Source organism: uncultured Arcobacter sp. (genome assembly GCF_937982575.1).
GTDB lineage: Bacteria > Campylobacterota > Campylobacteria > Campylobacterales > Arcobacteraceae > Arcobacter.
In genome coordinates, this window is sequence record NZ_CALJLR010000006.1 from 88,715 (window position 1) to 104,504 (window position 15,790).

At 28.1% G+C, this 15,790-nt stretch carries 16 protein-coding genes; 10 read left to right on the plus strand and 6 right to left on the minus strand.

Going from position 1 to position 15,790, the window contains the following annotated elements; translation table 11 throughout:
- Window positions 1-174 precede the first annotated feature (174 nt).
- The 6 genes from Q0617_RS05540 to Q0617_RS05565 all read left to right on the plus strand — a co-directional run bounded on the left by Q0617_RS05540 (window position 175) and on the right by Q0617_RS05565 (window position 3,525).
- Window positions 175-435 (plus strand): 4Fe-4S dicluster domain-containing protein, encoded by a 261-nt coding sequence (locus Q0617_RS05540; protein ID WP_298751370.1) that lies wholly within the window; start codon window positions 175-177, stop codon window positions 433-435.
- A gap of 112 nt (window positions 436-547) precedes the next feature.
- Window positions 548-961 (plus strand): nucleoside-diphosphate kinase, encoded by a 414-nt coding sequence (ndk, locus tag Q0617_RS05545; RefSeq protein ID WP_298751372.1) that lies wholly within the window; start codon window positions 548-550, stop codon window positions 959-961.
- A gap of 9 nt (window positions 962-970) precedes the next feature.
- On the plus strand, window positions 971-1,351 hold the full coding sequence (locus tag Q0617_RS05550) for a hypothetical protein (protein ID WP_298751374.1): 381 nt from the start codon (window positions 971-973) through the stop codon (window positions 1,349-1,351).
- Window positions 1,352-1,363: 12 nt separating this feature from the next.
- Window positions 1,364-1,516: a 50S ribosomal protein L32 gene (gene rpmF, locus Q0617_RS05555; RefSeq protein WP_298751375.1), complete on the plus strand. Its 153-nt coding sequence runs from the start codon at window positions 1,364-1,366 to the stop codon at window positions 1,514-1,516.
- Window positions 1,516-2,517 carry a phosphate acyltransferase PlsX gene (gene plsX, locus Q0617_RS05560; protein WP_298751376.1) on the plus strand — a complete coding sequence of 334 codons (1,002 nt, stop codon included), beginning with the start codon at window positions 1,516-1,518 and terminating at the stop codon, window positions 2,515-2,517. Before rpmF ends, plsX begins: the two co-directional genes overlap by 1 nt.
- Before the next feature lie 9 nt (window positions 2,518-2,526).
- Window positions 2,527-3,525, plus strand: a complete 999-nt coding sequence (locus Q0617_RS05565; protein WP_298751377.1) for a beta-ketoacyl-ACP synthase III — start codon at window positions 2,527-2,529, stop codon at window positions 3,523-3,525.
- A 10-nt stretch (window positions 3,526-3,535) separates the two neighbouring features.
- On the opposite strand, the gene Q0617_RS05570 is transcribed toward Q0617_RS05565, so the two are convergent.
- Window positions 3,536-5,809 (minus strand): cache domain-containing protein, encoded by a 2,274-nt coding sequence (locus Q0617_RS05570; RefSeq protein WP_298751379.1) that lies wholly within the window; start codon window positions 5,807-5,809, stop codon window positions 3,536-3,538.
- Window positions 5,810-5,819: 10 nt separating this feature from the next.
- Complete coding sequence (locus Q0617_RS05575) at window positions 5,820-6,263, minus strand: hypothetical protein (RefSeq protein WP_298751381.1); 444 nt, start codon at window positions 6,261-6,263, stop codon at window positions 5,820-5,822.
- Window positions 6,264-6,306: 43 nt separating this feature from the next.
- On the opposite strand from Q0617_RS05575, the gene Q0617_RS05580 reads away from it, so the two are divergent.
- Window positions 6,307-6,945, plus strand: coding sequence for a transglutaminase-like cysteine peptidase (locus tag Q0617_RS05580; RefSeq protein ID WP_298751383.1), 639 nt, complete (start codon window positions 6,307-6,309; stop codon window positions 6,943-6,945).
- A gap of 14 nt (window positions 6,946-6,959) precedes the next feature.
- On the opposite strand, the gene Q0617_RS05585 is transcribed toward Q0617_RS05580, so the two are convergent.
- Both Q0617_RS05585 and Q0617_RS05590 read right to left on the minus strand, forming a co-directional pair.
- Window positions 6,960-7,997: a Cj0069 family protein gene (locus tag Q0617_RS05585; protein WP_298751385.1), complete on the minus strand. Its 1,038-nt coding sequence runs from the start codon at window positions 7,995-7,997 to the stop codon at window positions 6,960-6,962.
- A 57-nt stretch (window positions 7,998-8,054) separates the two neighbouring features.
- Window positions 8,055-8,615 carry an aminotransferase class IV family protein gene (locus Q0617_RS05590; RefSeq protein ID WP_298751386.1) on the minus strand — a complete coding sequence of 187 codons (561 nt, stop codon included), beginning with the start codon at window positions 8,613-8,615 and terminating at the stop codon, window positions 8,055-8,057.
- Window positions 8,616-8,706: 91 nt separating this feature from the next.
- On the opposite strand from Q0617_RS05590, the gene Q0617_RS05595 reads away from it, so the two are divergent.
- Together Q0617_RS05595 and Q0617_RS05600 are read left to right on the plus strand one after the other, a co-directional pair.
- On the plus strand, window positions 8,707-10,899 hold the full coding sequence (locus tag Q0617_RS05595) for an ABC transporter substrate binding protein (RefSeq protein ID WP_298751388.1): 2,193 nt from the start codon (window positions 8,707-8,709) through the stop codon (window positions 10,897-10,899).
- A complete protein-coding gene (locus tag Q0617_RS05600) occupies window positions 10,880-11,527 on the plus strand; it encodes a response regulator transcription factor (protein WP_298751390.1) in 648 nt (215 codons plus the stop codon). Before Q0617_RS05595 ends, Q0617_RS05600 begins: the two co-directional genes overlap by 20 nt.
- On the opposite strand, the gene Q0617_RS05605 is transcribed toward Q0617_RS05600, so the two are convergent.
- Together Q0617_RS05605 and Q0617_RS05610 are read right to left on the minus strand one after the other, a co-directional pair.
- Complete coding sequence (locus tag Q0617_RS05605) at window positions 11,524-12,480, minus strand: aminodeoxychorismate synthase component I (RefSeq protein WP_298751392.1); 957 nt, start codon at window positions 12,478-12,480, stop codon at window positions 11,524-11,526. The two genes, Q0617_RS05600 and Q0617_RS05605, sit on opposite strands and share 4 nt — an antisense overlap.
- 7 nt (window positions 12,481-12,487) lie before the next feature.
- Entirely contained in the window at window positions 12,488-13,369 is an 882-nt protein-coding gene (locus tag Q0617_RS05610) for an aspartate carbamoyltransferase catalytic subunit (RefSeq protein ID WP_298751394.1), read from the minus strand.
- 88 nt (window positions 13,370-13,457) lie between these two features.
- Here Q0617_RS05610 and Q0617_RS05615 point away from each other — a divergent pair, with 88 nt between their 5' ends.
- A complete protein-coding gene (locus tag Q0617_RS05615) occupies window positions 13,458-15,782 on the plus strand; it encodes a fatty acid cis/trans isomerase (protein ID WP_298751396.1) in 2,325 nt (774 codons plus the stop codon).
- The last annotated feature ends 8 nt before the right edge of the window (window positions 15,783-15,790 follow it).

A 15,790-nucleotide genomic window follows, 5' to 3' on the forward strand; every position in this document is an offset into this window, starting at 1 on the left:
TTAAAATATTTATAAAAAACTACACTTTAGTGGCTACTTTACACATGAAGAAAAAAAAATTCTAAAAAATAGCTAAATTTCTTCAAATATAATTGCTTTTTGTTTAATAAATTTTAAAGATATATTTATATTTGATGTGATAAAGTTATTCAAAAGTATAACAAAGGAGTTAGAATGGCAGTAGTAATTACTGATACATGTATCAGCTGTGATGCCTGTTTAGATGAGTGTCCAGTTGAAGCAATTGTGGATAATGACGAAAATCCTACAGGTGAAGATATTTATTATGTATATGAAGACAAATGTGTTGAATGTATAGGTCACCATGACGAACCAGCTTGTGCTGAAGCTTGTCCTACTGAAGGATGTATTGTATGGGGAGAAAATCCTGATACAGAAGGTAAAGTAGCCGGAGAGCCTTGCGTAGAAGACTAATATTATAATATTTTTAATATAGTAGAAAAGGTAAGTAGTTTTAAACTACTTGCCTTTTTTTATTTTTTTAGATATAATCCGCGACTTGAAATTTAAAATAGGAAAATATCATATGGAACAAACGTTATCTATCATCAAACCTGATGCTGTTGCTAAAAATGTTGTAGGGAAAATCTTAGACAGATTTGAATCTGCTGGACTAAGAATTGCTGCTACTAGAAAAATGCAACTAAGCAAAGCTGACGCTGAAGCTTTTTATGCTGTACATGCCCAAAGACCATTTTTTGGTGAACTAGTAGAATTTATGATTTCTGGACCTGTTGTAGTTTCAGTTTTAGAAGGTGACAATGCAATGTCAATCAACAGAGATTTAATGGGTGCTACTAATCCTAAAGAAGCTGCTGCTGGTACAATTAGAGCTGATTTTGCTGATTCAATTGATGCAAATGCAGTTCATGGTTCTGATTCTTTAGAGAATGCAGCTAATGAAATTAAATTTTTCTTTTCAGATAGAGAAATCTGTTAATAATTATTTATGCAAATAGAATTTAGAAAAGTCCCTTTTACTGCAAAAGAGTTCTCAGTTGAACTTGCTTCAGTTAAATTAGAGGGTACTTTTTGTAAAATATCGCCTACGTTAGCTAAAGTTGAAGCAGCTTTAGTAGGTTCTGCATCTGTAGATTGTTGTAGATGCGGGGTTGAATACACTATTGAACTTAATGAAAATTTAGAATTTTTATTATCTGATAGAGTGTATAAAGATGAATCTGAGTTGGAAAACTTAGTAATTGAAATAGAAAACGATATGATTGACTTTGATGAAATAATCGAAAGTGAAATTTCATCTATAAGAAGTGACTATCACATTTGTACTCTTTGTTTAGAAAATAAAGATAGTATAGAAAAAGAATATTAAAAGGAGAATAACATGGCAGTACCAAAGAGAAGAGTATCACACTCAAGAGCAGCTAAAAGAAGAACTCACTATAAAATTACATTAAAAAGACCTGTAAAAGATAGTGACGGAACTTGGAAGATGCCTCATACAGTTAACCCAAACACTGGCGAATATAAAAACTAATGCTTAAAATAGCAATTGATGCGATGGGCGGGGATTTCGGTCCCGAGCCTATCATTGATGGCCTTATAGCTGCACTACGAATTAACACAGCATTTTCTGCAATTGCTGTAGGTAAAAAAGACGAACTACTTAAACTTATTCCAAATGAATACTTAAAAAGAATAGAAATCCATGATTGTAATGATGTAATATCAATGCAAGATCATGCAACAGATGCACTTAAAAGAAAAGACAGCTCAATTTACCAAGCTATTGAATTAGTAAAAACCGGTCTTGCAGATGCTGTTGTTTCAGCGGGTCACTCTGGGGCTTCTATGTCTTTAGCAACATTAAGAATTGGAAGAATTAAAGGTGTTACAAGACCTGCAATAGCTACACTTATGCCAACAAGTGAAAACCAAAATACTTTGGTTTTAGATGTTGGTGCAAATGTTGATTGTGATGAAAAAAATCTTTTTGAATTTGCAGTTATGGGACAAATCTATGCTCAAGATGTTTTGAAACTTGATGAACCAATTATTGGATTACTAAGTAATGGGGAAGAAGAATCAAAAGGTAACGAAGTTACAAGAGCAGCTTATGAATTACTAACTAATTCACAAATAAAAAACTTTGCTGGAAATGTTGAAGGTAGTGATATCTTCAAAGGAACAGTTGATGTTGTAGTTTGTGATGGATTTATTGGAAATATATTATTAAAAACTGCCGAAGGTGTAGCAGACACAATTGGTCAAATATTGAAAAAAAATCTAAAAAGATCTCTAATCTCTATTGCAGGTGCTGTATTGATGAGAAAAGTTTTTAAATCTTTAAAAGTTAGAGTTGATTATGCAGAGTATGGTGGAGCTCCTTTATTAGGTGTTAAAGCTCCAGTTATTATAGCCCATGGAAAATCAAATCCTAAAGCTATTAAAAATGCAATAAATCAAGCTATAAGTGCAGCAAGTTCTAGACTAGAACAAGATATAGAAGATAAACTTGCAAAATATAGAAATTTTTAAGGACTAAGAATGGCTTACGCAGCTTTTAGATCAATTGGTGCTTACATACCAGAAAAAATCATGACAAATGCAGATTTTGAAAAAATCATGGATACGTCAGATGAATGGATAACAAAAAGAACTGGTATCAAAGAAAGAAGAATAGCAGCTGAAGATGAATATCCATCTGATATGGGAGCTAAAGCTGCCACTCTTGCTATTCAAAGAGCAGGAATAGAAGTAAGCGATGTGGATTTAATCGTATTTGCAACTGTTACTCCTGATTATCTTTGTATGCCTTCTACTGCTTGTGTAACAGCATCAAAATTAGGTCTAAGAGATGTACAAGCTTTCGATATAAGTGCAGCTTGTACTGGATTTGTATATGCTTTATCTGTTGCTAAAGCTTTTATTGAATCTGGAATGAAAAAAAATGTACTTATAATCGGTGCTGAAAAATATACTTCTATTTTAAATTATGAAGATAGAGGAACTGCTTTTATTTTTGGAGATGGTGCAGGAGCAGCTATTATATCTGCAACTGAAAACAAAGATGAAGCAATAGTAGATGTAAAATGTTCTAGTGATGGGGATTATGACCATCTAATTATGACTCCTGGTGGAGGAAGTAAAAATCCATGTTCACCAGAAGTTTTGGAGCAAAAACTAGCTTGTATCCAAATGAAAGGGAATGAGACTTTCAAACTAGCTGTTAAAACGCTAACTTCTGATGTACAAGTTATGTTAGAAAAACATAATTTAAAACCAGAAGATATTAAACACTTTATTCCTCACCAAGCAAACTTTAGAATAATCAAAGCTGTTGGTGAAGCTCTAAAATTAACTGAAGAACAAACTGTTGTAACTGTTGATAAATACGGAAACACATCAGCTGCTTCAATTCCTATGGCTATGAACTACGCATATGAACAAGGAAGAATCAAAGCTGGTGAGAATGTACTTTTTGATGCATTTGGAGCTGGCCTTACATGGGGAAGCGCTCTGTTCCCATTTTCACCAAACAAATAAAACTCTACAATTAAGATAGAGATATCTTGATTGTAAATTTTGCACCCATATAATCTTCACCTTCATAATTATAACTATAATTTTCAACTACTATTTTTCCATTTAACTGTTTTTCTATTATCTCTTGACTCATATACAGACCTATTCCTGTACCTTGAGACTTATATTTTGTAGTAAAATAGGGTTCAAATATTCTATTTATTATCTTCTCATCTATTCCATTTCCATTGTCATAGATTTCTATAACTAAATCTTTACTCTTTTTAAAACTATTTATAAAGATATATTTCTTCTGTTTATTTTGTTCTGCTAATACATCTCTGGAGTTATTTAAAATATTGATTAATACTTGAATTAAGCCATTTTTAGATGTCTTAAAACTTATATCTTCTATATTCTTGATAATAGATATACCTTTTGATACATATTGTGTATGAACTAAATTAAAAGTACTCTCAATAATATCTTCAATACTTACCATAGTAAAATTTTGTTGTGCTGGATTGAAGAAGTTTCTAAAGTCATCAATTGTTTGAGATAGATATTGAGTCGAATTATTTATATTATCCATTGTGTTAAGTAAATCTTCATCACTTAACTCTCCCATCTCTTTTTTTAGTTTAATACCTGTTGATGCTGTAGATATTACAGAAAGAGGTTGTCTCCATTGATGGGCGATATTCCCTATCATTTCACCCATTGCAGCCATTTTACTTTGATACTGTATTAGTTTTTCTTTTTCTTGTTTATCTATTTCAAACTGCATTCTTTCTGTAATATTTTGAATAGTACCTAGAATTTTCTTTGTTGAGGAATCATATAAACCTTTGCATTCAACCCAAACAATTGAGCCATCTGGCTTGATAATTCTATAAGTACATCTATGTTCTTTATGCTCTTTAATTGCAGTATAAATGGAACTTTCAAAACACTTCCAATCATCTTTATGCATAATTGTTTTTAAAAACTCTGGACCTACTTTTTTAGGTACTTTTTCTATACCAAAGATTTTTATTATGGAATCAGACCAAATAGCAGTCATACTATTCGTATCCATTTCCCAATTCCCAAAACCTCCTATTTCATGAGCTTTTAAAAGTAAATTTTGCTTTTCTTCAAGATTACGCGTATAATTTAAAAAACTTTTTTCTATATATTTTGATATAAAAGAAGAGAATATTAGAATAAAAAAGACAAAAGTAAAGCCTAATAAAAATATACTATTTAAATAATTTTTATATTTCTCTTCCAAATAGTTTTGTTTATCTTCTATAGTACTCTTTATAGAACTTAATTCAAATCCAGTTCCTAATACCCAATCCCAATTTTCAAAATATAAAAGATAAGATATTTTTTTGATAGGATCCACATATTCATCAACTTTTAAGCCATACTCTACATAAAATCCATCTGTTTTGTTTTTTTTCTTTATTAGGTCATCAATACTATTTTCCCAAAAATCACCATCTGTATTTTCCTGAATATTTTTATATAAAATACTTTTATATTTATTAACTATTAAATTTCTGTATTCATCTATTACAAAGATATATCTATTATCTTTATATCTTAGTTTTGAAATATAGTTTGCAACCTCTTCTTTTAAACTATATTCATAATCTTTATAATAAAAACCTGTTCCTATATAAATACCATAGGGTTCAAACTTTTTGAAGTATCCTATTTTTAAGCGTTCATTTCCCTCTTTTTTTAAAGGATCTTTCCAATACCAATCATAATAAACTTCATTATTGTTTTTTAACAGCTTCTTCATATCTTGAAATATAAAAGTACCTTTTGCATCTTGATGATTCCAAAAACTCATTCCATTAAACTTTGGAAAAGCAGAGTTTAGTATTGTATTTGCATCCATCGTATAAACAAAGAAATAACCTTTGCCATTACTAAACCGTATATCTTTTAGTGCATATTTAATCTGCTCAATAATCTCTTTTTTTGTTTTTTTATCTTTATTATTTTCATAAATTGAATTTAGTATTGAATATGCATTATTTACTCTATTTCTTAAATCAATTTGCAAATTCTCTTTTGTTTTTTTCTCTTTATTATCTATATATTTATAAACTCTATTTAAATCTGCTTTTATTACCTCTTTTTGGTCGATTATATACTGATTTTCTATATACTCTTTTTCTGATTGAATATTATTTTTATGTTCATATGTAACTAAAATAGATGCTAATATTGTAATAAAGATAATAAAAATAGGTAGAGAGTATCTAATAATTAATACTAGTCTCTTCTCTTCTTTGCTTATATCCAAGTTTTACCTTTTATTGAAATTTTTGATTGTTAGGGTTATTTTTAAATACATTTATAGATTTATGTAATGATGCTTTTGAACTATCGTTAAACTTCTCTACAGTTGCAACTGGATTAATCAATAAAATAGAATCTTCTATTACTATTTGAAAAATTGATTCCAAAGGAATAGTAACAGTTGAACCAAAATTTTCTGTTCCAAAACCAGCTTCAAAAGAGATAACTTTTTCATCTATTTTTATAGTTGAATATGTATAATTACTCAAAACAAAAAGTGAAAACTTTGATAACTTCTTTTCTATGCTTGTAGGTAAAGTAGGCGAGAAAGTTGCCCCTTCTACATTTACAGTAATTGCAAACTCACTATCTTTTTCTAACATAAAATTTATCATTTCATAAATCTGTTTAATCATTATATTTTTAAAATCATTATTCTCAATTATGTCACTTATCATATTTAATCCCTTTTTTTAAAAATCCATGTTATTATATTTTTCCATGAAAAATTTTATAACTATTCTACTGCTTTCAACATTAATTTATGGCAAAAGTATTGAGTTTACTAGAGCTGACATAGAAAAAATTAAAGCTAGTCCAAATAAAAATGCAATCATTATTAGAATCAAAAACTATCAAAAATTAAAAAAGAAAATTAAAAATTATTCTGTGATTAGAAAACTCTCACATATAAATAGTTTTTTTAATAATATACTTCCCCAGCAAGACCAACAAAAATATGGTATAAGCGATCATTGGAGTACAAGAAAAGAGTTTATTATTGAAGGAAGAGGTGATTGTGAAGATTATACCATTGCCAAATATTTTTCACTTATTGAAAATGGATTTTCAAAAGACAATCTTTTTTTAGCTGTTGTAAAAGTTGAGGGAAGAGATACAGAGCACATGGTTTTGTTTTATTTTAAATCAAGAGATGAAATACCATATGTTCTAGATAATCTTAGCTTTAAAGTTATCCCCTTAAACAAAAGACCAAAACTCAATGTAAGGTTTATATTTAATGAAGAAGAATCTTTTTTAATGAATGGTTATAAAATAGGTAAAAAAGTAAATGTAAATTGGGGAGAGGATGACAAATGGCAGAATTTACTAAAAAGAGTTTATATAAATAAGGAGTAAAATTACTCCATTATTTACTTACTTTTCTTTTTTGGAACAAACACTTGGGCTACTTCTTTTGCATACTGTAATTCTGTTGTTATTCCCACACAAGAACAGTTTATCTCTGATAAAACATATTTATCACTGCCATCTTCATTATAATCCAAAATATAATCCATAGTCCATAGAAGTGGATAATTTTGACCATTTAGATAGGGTTTTAAATCTTTTAGTCCATTCATTGTTAGCTCAACTACATCTTTCCATTTAGGCTCACTTGGTGATTCATAATTATATTTTGCCCCTGAGAAAAGTGTCGCAGAGAACTGTCCCTCTTGAGGTTTTTTATGAACAACAGAAATTGCTTTATCGTTTACAAGTAAAACTCTAATCTCACCTTCTGCAATTCTTTCTAAATATCTACATCCCACAAATCCTGTTTTTCCAGTAAAATATGCAGCATATTCTGATATGGTATCTTCAAAATTTGGTTCAAATTTATGTAAAAATTCATTTATGTCATCGTAATAAAACTTTTGATTATTTACAGCTTCCACAGAAAATATTGAACCATCTTCTTTTTTTGATACTAAATAAACACCCTCACCTGTTGAGCCATAATTTGTTTTTAAAACTCTAATGCCATGTTTATCTAAATCAGCTGGAAATCTTGTAGCAAAATCAGTAAAAGTGTGATAAAAATAGCTCTCATCATCTCCCAACTTGGTCCCTTTTAGTTTGGCTAGGATATCTTTAAAATCAAGGTTAATCATAACATCTGGATGAGTATGCACTACTATTCCAGCATTTCCAAGTGCTTTTAAAAATTGGAAATATTCATCCGCTTCTTTTAGGTTTCCTGGATTGATTCTACTTATAATCGAAACTGCTTTTTCTTTTAAATAATCCAATAAATCATATTTTCTATTTGGTCTATAAAAAACTATTTCTGTTTTATAATTAGTTAGCTCTTCTATAGCATCCAAGATTGGTTTTGTATCAGGTCTAAAACCATCAAAGCCTTTATCACTTCCCTTTGCATATTCAATTATGAATATTGTATTTCTCATTTTTTCTCCTTTTGTAGTCACACAAAAGGATTTTATATTAGAAAAAAAACTTTTTGATTACAATAGGATGTGCTTATGTAAAATATCAAAATCAATCATGGCATTCATAAGGGCAATTTTTTTTGCAGATTTTAAGTCAGCAACACTTAGGTTTTTTTCAATTATATTTTGAAGTTTCAAATGTCTTTGTCTTGAAGTCCCATTTAATAAGGGTTTTTTAGGAGTATACCAATTGGTACCATCATATATTGCTATATTTGCAATAGATGTATCACTAACTAATCCATTCTTTATAATTATGATTTCATCGGCTTTTTGTTTTTTTTCGTAGAGTCTATCTAACTCTTCTCTATTTAAATATTTTTTTGAATACTCTATTTTATCATCATATATAATTTTGAAACTTTTTATCTCTTTCTTTTTATACTCAGTATATGAGACATCCAATATCTCATCATCATTATATATAACTTTACACTTTAAAAGTTTGCTATTGATTGGGTAAATGTACTCATTTAAATCAATATTTTTGCCAATAGTTGCTGCAACTCTTGAGTTATGAAAATCTAAGTTAAAAATCTCTTTGTCATCACACTTAATAGTTTCAAAGTATTTCATTTATCTCACCTAAAATTTTTTAATATGATATCAAAAAAAGTGTTTTTACTCTCTTTTTTGATAAAATGAGAGAAATATTATTAGGTTATATATGAAATTTATATTTTTTATTCTCATTTTTTTAGGCACATTATTTGCAAATCCTCAAAAAGAAATCTTACTTCTACACTCTTATAATAATGGTTTAAAGTGGAGTGATACCATAACAGAAGGTATTAAAAGTGTACTTTCAAGATATCCAAACTATGAACTCACCATTGAATATATGGATAGCAAAAAGATAACTAATGAAGAGTATTTTAATATCTTACATCAACTTTACAAAAAGAAATTTTCAAATAGAAACTACGATGTAATAATTACTGCTGATAATTTTGCTTTTAATTTTGCCCTATCCAATCATAAAGAGATATTTAATAACTCACAAATCGTTTTTTGTGGTGTGGAAAATTTTGAAAGTATCAAAATTCCAAATAAACTTAAAAATACAATACCTGGGGTTATAGAGTACAAAGAGATAAAAGAGAATATTGCATTAATCAAAGATGTTATAAAAGATCTAAATACCATATATATAATAAGTGATGATACCCTATCTTCAAAAGCTATAAAAAAGCAGATAGTAAAAGCAATGTCAGAGTTTAAAAATGATATTAATATAATTTTTGATAATAAGATAGATATACATACTTTAGACAAAAAAGTAAAAAATCTCCCTGAAAATAGTGCTATTTTATTTACAAGCTTATACAAAGATATAAATAAAGAATATGTTCCCTATAGCCATCTAAGAGAGTTTTTTAATAACTCCGCATATCCTGTTTTTGCTTTAAATTCTATCCACTTAGGTCAGGGAGTTATTGGTGGGATTATGGTGGAGCCATTTGAACAGGGACGATTGGCAGCTTTAAAAACTGTAGATATTTTGCAAGATATACCTGTACATGATATTAATATTTCAACTCCTCCATCAAAATATTATTTTGATCATGAGGTATTAAAAAAATTTAATTTATTAAATTCAGATATACCACTTTTTTCAAACATAATAAATAAACCAAAAGGTTTTTTTGAAAAAAATAGAAAGTTTATTGATAGTGCTTTTATTCTTATGCCATTACTTATTCTTTTAATTATTGGGCTTATTGTTAATATTATAAAAAAATTTAATTTAGAGATAAAACTACTAGAACAAAATAAATTGGATAATGTTTTATTAAACAACATAAAAAGTATAATTTTTTGGAAAAGTAATGAAGGTATTATTCTAGGTTGCAATGACTATTTATGTGATTTTTTAAACCTTTCAAAAGATGAAATAATTGGAAGAAAACTAAGAGATATATCTCCTAATCTTTGTCTAAAAGTTGATGATAGTATAAGTTTTGTTGGTGAATTAGAGACTACTTTAGAAAAAGATGGAAAAACTATTAATGTCCTAATAAGAAGAAAAAAATATCTAAATAAAAAAAATATTGAAGCTGGGATTGTTACAATTATAAATGATATAACCCAAATCAAAAAACTAGAAAACCGAAGAAAAAAAGATGAACAGTTTACAATACAGCGTTCAAAACTTTCTGAAATAGGAGAGATGATGACTTCTATTGCACACCAATGGAAGGCACCATTAATAGAGATATCTACTATTGCACAAGAGCTACTTTATAAAAAAGAGAAAAAAAACTTCTCCTTAAATGATAGTAAAGAGTTTGTGGATGAGATTATGACACAAGTTAAATATATGACAAATACAATTGATGATTTTAGGGATTTTATAAAACCATCTTTAAGAAAAAGTGAGTTTGAAATAAACTCCTCTTTAGAACAACTTTTAAGAGTAATTGAGCATAATATTAAATATAACTATATAAATATTGATATAACATATGAAAACGATAAAAAATACCTTTTATATGGCTATGTAAATGAGTTTAAACAAGCAATTTTAAATATTATAAATAACTCAAAAGATAGTATCTTAAAAAGAAGACAGAGTGAAGATTTTGAAGGTAAGATATCTATAAAAGTCAATTCAATTAATGGGTTTACTTCTATTTATATACAAGATAATGGTATAGGGATAAAAGAAGAAAATCAAGATAAAATATTTGAACCATTTTATACAACTAAAAAAAATGGCGATGGTTTTGGACTTTATATGGTAAAACTAATGATTGAAGAAAAAATGGGTGGGACAATAAGAGCACAAAAGAGTGATGTGGGTGCTTGCATCTTTTTATCCATAAAAAATAGGTTAGAAAATGAAAATATTACTACTTGAAGATAATAAAAGATTATCAAATTTAATTATTGAGGCACTATCTCAAAAAAACTATAAAGTTGACTGGTTTGAAAATGGTAGAGATGCTTTAGATGCTATATATAATGGCTACGACTGTTTTATATTGGATATAAATGTACCTGGGATTGACGGTATTAGTTTATTAAAAGAACTAAGAGTTATGGATGAAAAAACACCAGCTATTATAATCAGTGCAAATGTTGAATTAGAGACAATAAAAGATGCCTACAATAAAGGCTGTGATGAGTATATAAAAAAACCCTTTTATATTTATGAACTAGAGTTAAAATTAGACAAGTTTTGTAAAAAGTGCAACGATAGTATAGTTTTACCAAAAGGTTATATTTATAATACAGATTGTGAGATTTTATATAATGAAAATAAAGAAGAGGTGAAGTTAGCAAAAAAAGAGATTTTACTTTTAAATCTACTAATTAAAAATTGTGAGAAAATAGTGACTTTTGAACAAATTGAACAATATGTTTGGGAGGGTGATTTAACAACAAATGAAAATATAAGAACCTTGGTTAAAAGATTAAGAAAAAAACTACCAAAAGAGGCTATCACTTCTCAAGTGGGGATTGGATATAAATTAGATATTCATTAAGATGGTATATAAATTTTATCAAGAAGCTCTTGATACTCTAATTTTGCACTACTATCACAAGTAATTCCTCCACCACTTTTATAAAAAAACTCTCCATCTTTATCTTTTTGAATAAATCTAATCATGACAGAACTATCCAAATTTTTACCATCAAAAACTCCAAAAATACCAGTATAATACTCTCTTTCATACCCTTCTATATCTTTTAGTATCTCAACAGTTTTTTTCTTTGGTGTTCCTGTAATTGAGCCTGCTGGAAGTAGTGATATAAGAATATCTCCAAGTTTCTCATTCCAATTATCTTCCAACTCTCCTGATATTTTAGAGCTTACTTGTAGAAGTTTTTTATCGCCTGCATCTATTTGATCGATATACCTAAACTTTTCTACTCTTACTTTATTTGAAACAATTCCTAAATCATTTCTAAGCAAATCCACTACCATTGTATGCTCAGCCATCTCCTTCATATCTCCCAATATTTTAACACTAGCATTGGGGATTGAAGCATCAATTGTACCTTTCATAGGATAGGTAAATATTTTGTTTTTTTTGATTTTTATAAATCGCTCAGGGGAAAAACAGACAAATTCATCTTTGAATTTTACTTTAAATTTTGCATTTGCTTTTTCATATATTTCATCAAGACTTAAGGTCGTTTCTATTTTAGTTTTTGCCGTTAAATTTAGTAAATAACTATTACCACAGGCAATCTGTTCTTGAATATAATCAAACTTTTTTTTGTATTTTTCAAAACTAATTGGATATTTTTTTAGACTTTTATTTTTTGTAGTATAGTTTTTATCTTTAGATGAGATTTCATATTTTATATCTTCATCTAAATCTTTTAGAGCTTTTACATAATAGTTACTTAAATCATAACTTATCATAAAAAAAAATGGCTCTTTTAAAGAGCCATAATTATTAAGTTTATCGATTAGTTCTTTATTATTCAAAGATATTCTATTGATTGAGTATTAGTTTTTTTAGTATTGCCATTCTAACTGCAACACCATTTGTAACTTGTTTTAAAACTTTATTTCTAGGGTCAACTAACATCTCATCACTTATATCCACATTTCTGTTCACTGGACCTGGGTGTAAAAGTAAAATATCCCTATCACCAAAAGTATCTTTTGTAATACAATAATCTTTTGCATAATCATTTAATGATTGAAAAAATATCTCATTATGTCTTTCAAGTTGCGTTCTTAAACTCATTACAACATCAACCTCATCAATAATCTCTGATATATTATCATACTGTTTATACTCATCATCCTCTGCTTTAAAACAATCAGGAGCCACAAAGCAAACATCTATACCAAATCGAGGAAGAAGTCTTTTATTTGAACCTGCTACTCTTGAACTTTTTACATCACCTACAATAGCAATCTTTTTTCCCTCTACATCATCATTAAAATGTTCCATAATAGTAAAAAGATCAAGTAATGCTTGAGTTGGGTGAGCATGTTTTCCATCACCTGCATTTATAATAGGACAATCAACATAATCAACTAAACTTCCAGGTAATCCACACTCTGAATGTCTTATAATAATAGCATCAGGTTTAGTTGCATTGATATTTGCAACTGTGTCAAATACTGTTTCACCTTTACTTCTAGAACTAGTACCTACATCTAAAGCTATAATGTCTGCACCCAATCTTTTTGCTGCTGTTTCAAATGCACTTCTTGTTCTTGTAGAATTTTCAAAAAATAAAATAACTATTATTTTACCCTTTAAAATATCCCGTGATTTCATATCTAAAAATACTTTCGCATCATCAAATAATGAAATAATCTCCTCTTTAGAAAAGTCTGAAGTTTTTATAAGATTTTGCATCTATTATCCTTGCCTTTTTAAAAACAGATTTTATCAAAAAAAAGATTAAATTGGTTATAATATTTTCTTATTCTCCATAAGGAACTCAATGAAATTTTCTCTTTTTATCCTATTTGTTACCACTTTAATCCTTTCAAATGCAAAAGCAGAGTTTATTCAAAAAATCACCTTTGAAAAAATAAAAAAAGAAATTTCATACGAAAATGATACAAAACCAATTTTAGATAATAGATGTGTAGTATGTCACTCTTGTTATAATTCACCTTGTCAATTAAAAATGAGTTCACTAGAAGGACTTTTAAGAGGGGCAACAAAAGAGCCTATTTATAAAAATAGAATAGAAGCTGCTGAAATGACAAGACTCTTTGTAGATGCCCATACAACAGAACAATGGAGAGAAAAAGGCTTTTTTGCAATAAATGAAAAAGTACCAAATCTAAATGCCTCTATTATGGCTTATTTATTAAACCAAAAAGAAGTTTTTTCCCAAGTAAAAGGTGACTATGCTCCTGAAGAGGATGAACTAACTTGTATAAAAGATAAAAATGAACTTGAAAAATATTTAGATAAAAAGCCTTATCACGGCATGCCTTATGGTTTTCCGTCTCTTAAAAAAGAGGAGTTCAACCTTCTTATGACTTGGCTTGATAATGGAATCAAAAAACCAAATATAAAAAAAGCAAACAAACCAAAAGAGATAAAAATATTTGAAGATTTTTTAAATCAAGAAGATATAAAACATAAAGTAACAGCTAGATATATTTATGAACACCTTTTTTTAGCCCACATAAAATTTCCCAATAGTAAAGACTTTTATAAACTTGTTAGGTCTTACACAAAACCCAATACCCCTATAGAAGTAATAGCAACAAGACTTCCATATGATGAAGCAAAAGAACCCTTTTATTATAGATTTCAAAAAATCACATCATCTATTGTGCATAAAACACATATGGTATATGAACTTGATACAAATAAACTAAAAAGATATCAAGACCTTTTTATAAATATAGAGTGGAAAAATAAACCAATACTTGTAAGTTATGACTCAAAAATAGCTGCAAATCCTTTAACTGCGTATGAACAAATACCTGCAACATCAAGATATAACTTTTTGCTTGATAATATACATTACTTTATAATGACTTTTATTAGAGGTCCTGTTTGTAAAGGACAAATTGCTTTAAACGTTATAAATGACCATTTTTGGGTTGCCTTTAAAGACCCCAAATATGATATAACTATTCATGATAGAAACTTCATACAAAATAATTCACAAAATCTAAGCATCCCTAATGAATACGGAGCAAACACCGCTATTTTAGATACTTTTGACTTTTATAATTATGATAAAGATACTATTACTTATTATAAAAATAAGAATGAGCTATATGAAAAACATAATGAAAAAGCACTAGATATAAATAGTATTTGGAAAGGAAATCAAAGTAACAATAACGATGATGCCATGCTAACTATTTATAGGCATTTCAACTCTTCATCAGTTCATAAAGGAGCATTGGGAAATATTCCCAAGACCATGTGGATTATTGATTATCCTTTATTAGAAAGACTTTATTATTCACTTGTAGCTGGATTTGATGTATTTGGTAACACTCCCCACAAGTTGCTTGTGAGAAAATATATGGATAGATTAAGAATAGAGGGTGAAAGCAACTTTTTAGAGTATCTTCCAAAAGATATTAGAAAAAATCAATTTGATAAGTGGTATTTAGGATATAAAGCAAGATGGCTAACAACATATACTCCTTCCCGAAATAAGACGCATATAAACTACACAACAAAAGAGTACAAAAAAGAGTTTATGCTAAAAATATTAGACCACACAAATACAAAAAAAGATAGTATCAATTTTGTAGATAATGACCATAAAGAAACACCAATATTAGGAAGATATTCCACAAAAGAAAAAATAGAAAACAGTTTTAAAAATCTAACTTCAAGAAAGAACATATCACTTTTTAAAAAATATACAAGTGATAATTTCAATCTTTCATATTTAAGAATACAGATGAATAATGGTCAGAATTATGTATATTCTATTGTTATAAATAAATGGCATGACAATGTTGCATTTATGTTTGATGAAAAACAAAGATTAAATCCAAAAAAAGATGACATAAATATAATAGAAGGATTTGTAGGTTCATATCCAAACCTATTTATTGTAGTTAAGGAAGATGACTTAAGCGCATTTTTTAATCTTTTGATAAATTATAAAAACGACGATGATGTAAAACTATCAAAATACTTTATTCTAAGGGATAATAAAAACTTTTGGGAAGTATATGATTGGTTTCAAAATGAGTTTAATAAACAACAACCAATCAACTCAGGAATTTTTGATTTAAATAGATATTTTAAAAAAACCTTCAATCCTGTGACAAATTAAAAATATTT

Excerpts from the sequence above, each read along its gene's own strand:
- Q0617_RS05585 (WP_298751385.1), bottom strand. The coding sequence starts at position 7,997 with ATGAGAAATACAATATTCATAATTGAATATGCAAAGGGAAGTGATAAA.
- Q0617_RS05580 (WP_298751383.1), top strand. The coding sequence starts at position 6,307 with ATGAAAAATTTTATAACTATTCTACTGCTTTCAACATTAATTTATGGC.
- Q0617_RS05550 (WP_298751374.1), top strand. The coding sequence starts at position 971 with ATGCAAATAGAATTTAGAAAAGTCCCTTTTACTGCAAAAGAGTTCTCA.
- Q0617_RS05565 (WP_298751377.1), top strand. The coding sequence starts at position 2,527 with ATGGCTTACGCAGCTTTTAGATCAATTGGTGCTTACATACCAGAAAAA.
- Q0617_RS05575 (WP_298751381.1), bottom strand. The coding sequence starts at position 6,263 with ATGATAAGTGACATAATTGAGAATAATGATTTTAAAAATATAATGATT.
- Q0617_RS05590 (WP_298751386.1), bottom strand. The coding sequence starts at position 8,615 with ATGAAATACTTTGAAACTATTAAGTGTGATGACAAAGAGATTTTTAAC.
- Q0617_RS05615 (WP_298751396.1), top strand. The coding sequence starts at position 13,458 with ATGAAATTTTCTCTTTTTATCCTATTTGTTACCACTTTAATCCTTTCA.
- Q0617_RS05595 (WP_298751388.1), top strand. The coding sequence starts at position 8,707 with ATGAAATTTATATTTTTTATTCTCATTTTTTTAGGCACATTATTTGCA.
- plsX (WP_298751376.1), top strand. The coding sequence starts at position 1,516 with ATGCTTAAAATAGCAATTGATGCGATGGGCGGGGATTTCGGTCCCGAG.
- ndk (WP_298751372.1), top strand. The coding sequence starts at position 548 with ATGGAACAAACGTTATCTATCATCAAACCTGATGCTGTTGCTAAAAAT.
- Q0617_RS05610 (WP_298751394.1), bottom strand. The coding sequence starts at position 13,369 with ATGCAAAATCTTATAAAAACTTCAGACTTTTCTAAAGAGGAGATTATT.
- Q0617_RS05540 (WP_298751370.1), top strand. The coding sequence starts at position 175 with ATGGCAGTAGTAATTACTGATACATGTATCAGCTGTGATGCCTGTTTA.
- rpmF (WP_298751375.1), top strand. The coding sequence starts at position 1,364 with ATGGCAGTACCAAAGAGAAGAGTATCACACTCAAGAGCAGCTAAAAGA.
- Q0617_RS05600 (WP_298751390.1), top strand. The coding sequence starts at position 10,880 with ATGAAAATATTACTACTTGAAGATAATAAAAGATTATCAAATTTAATT.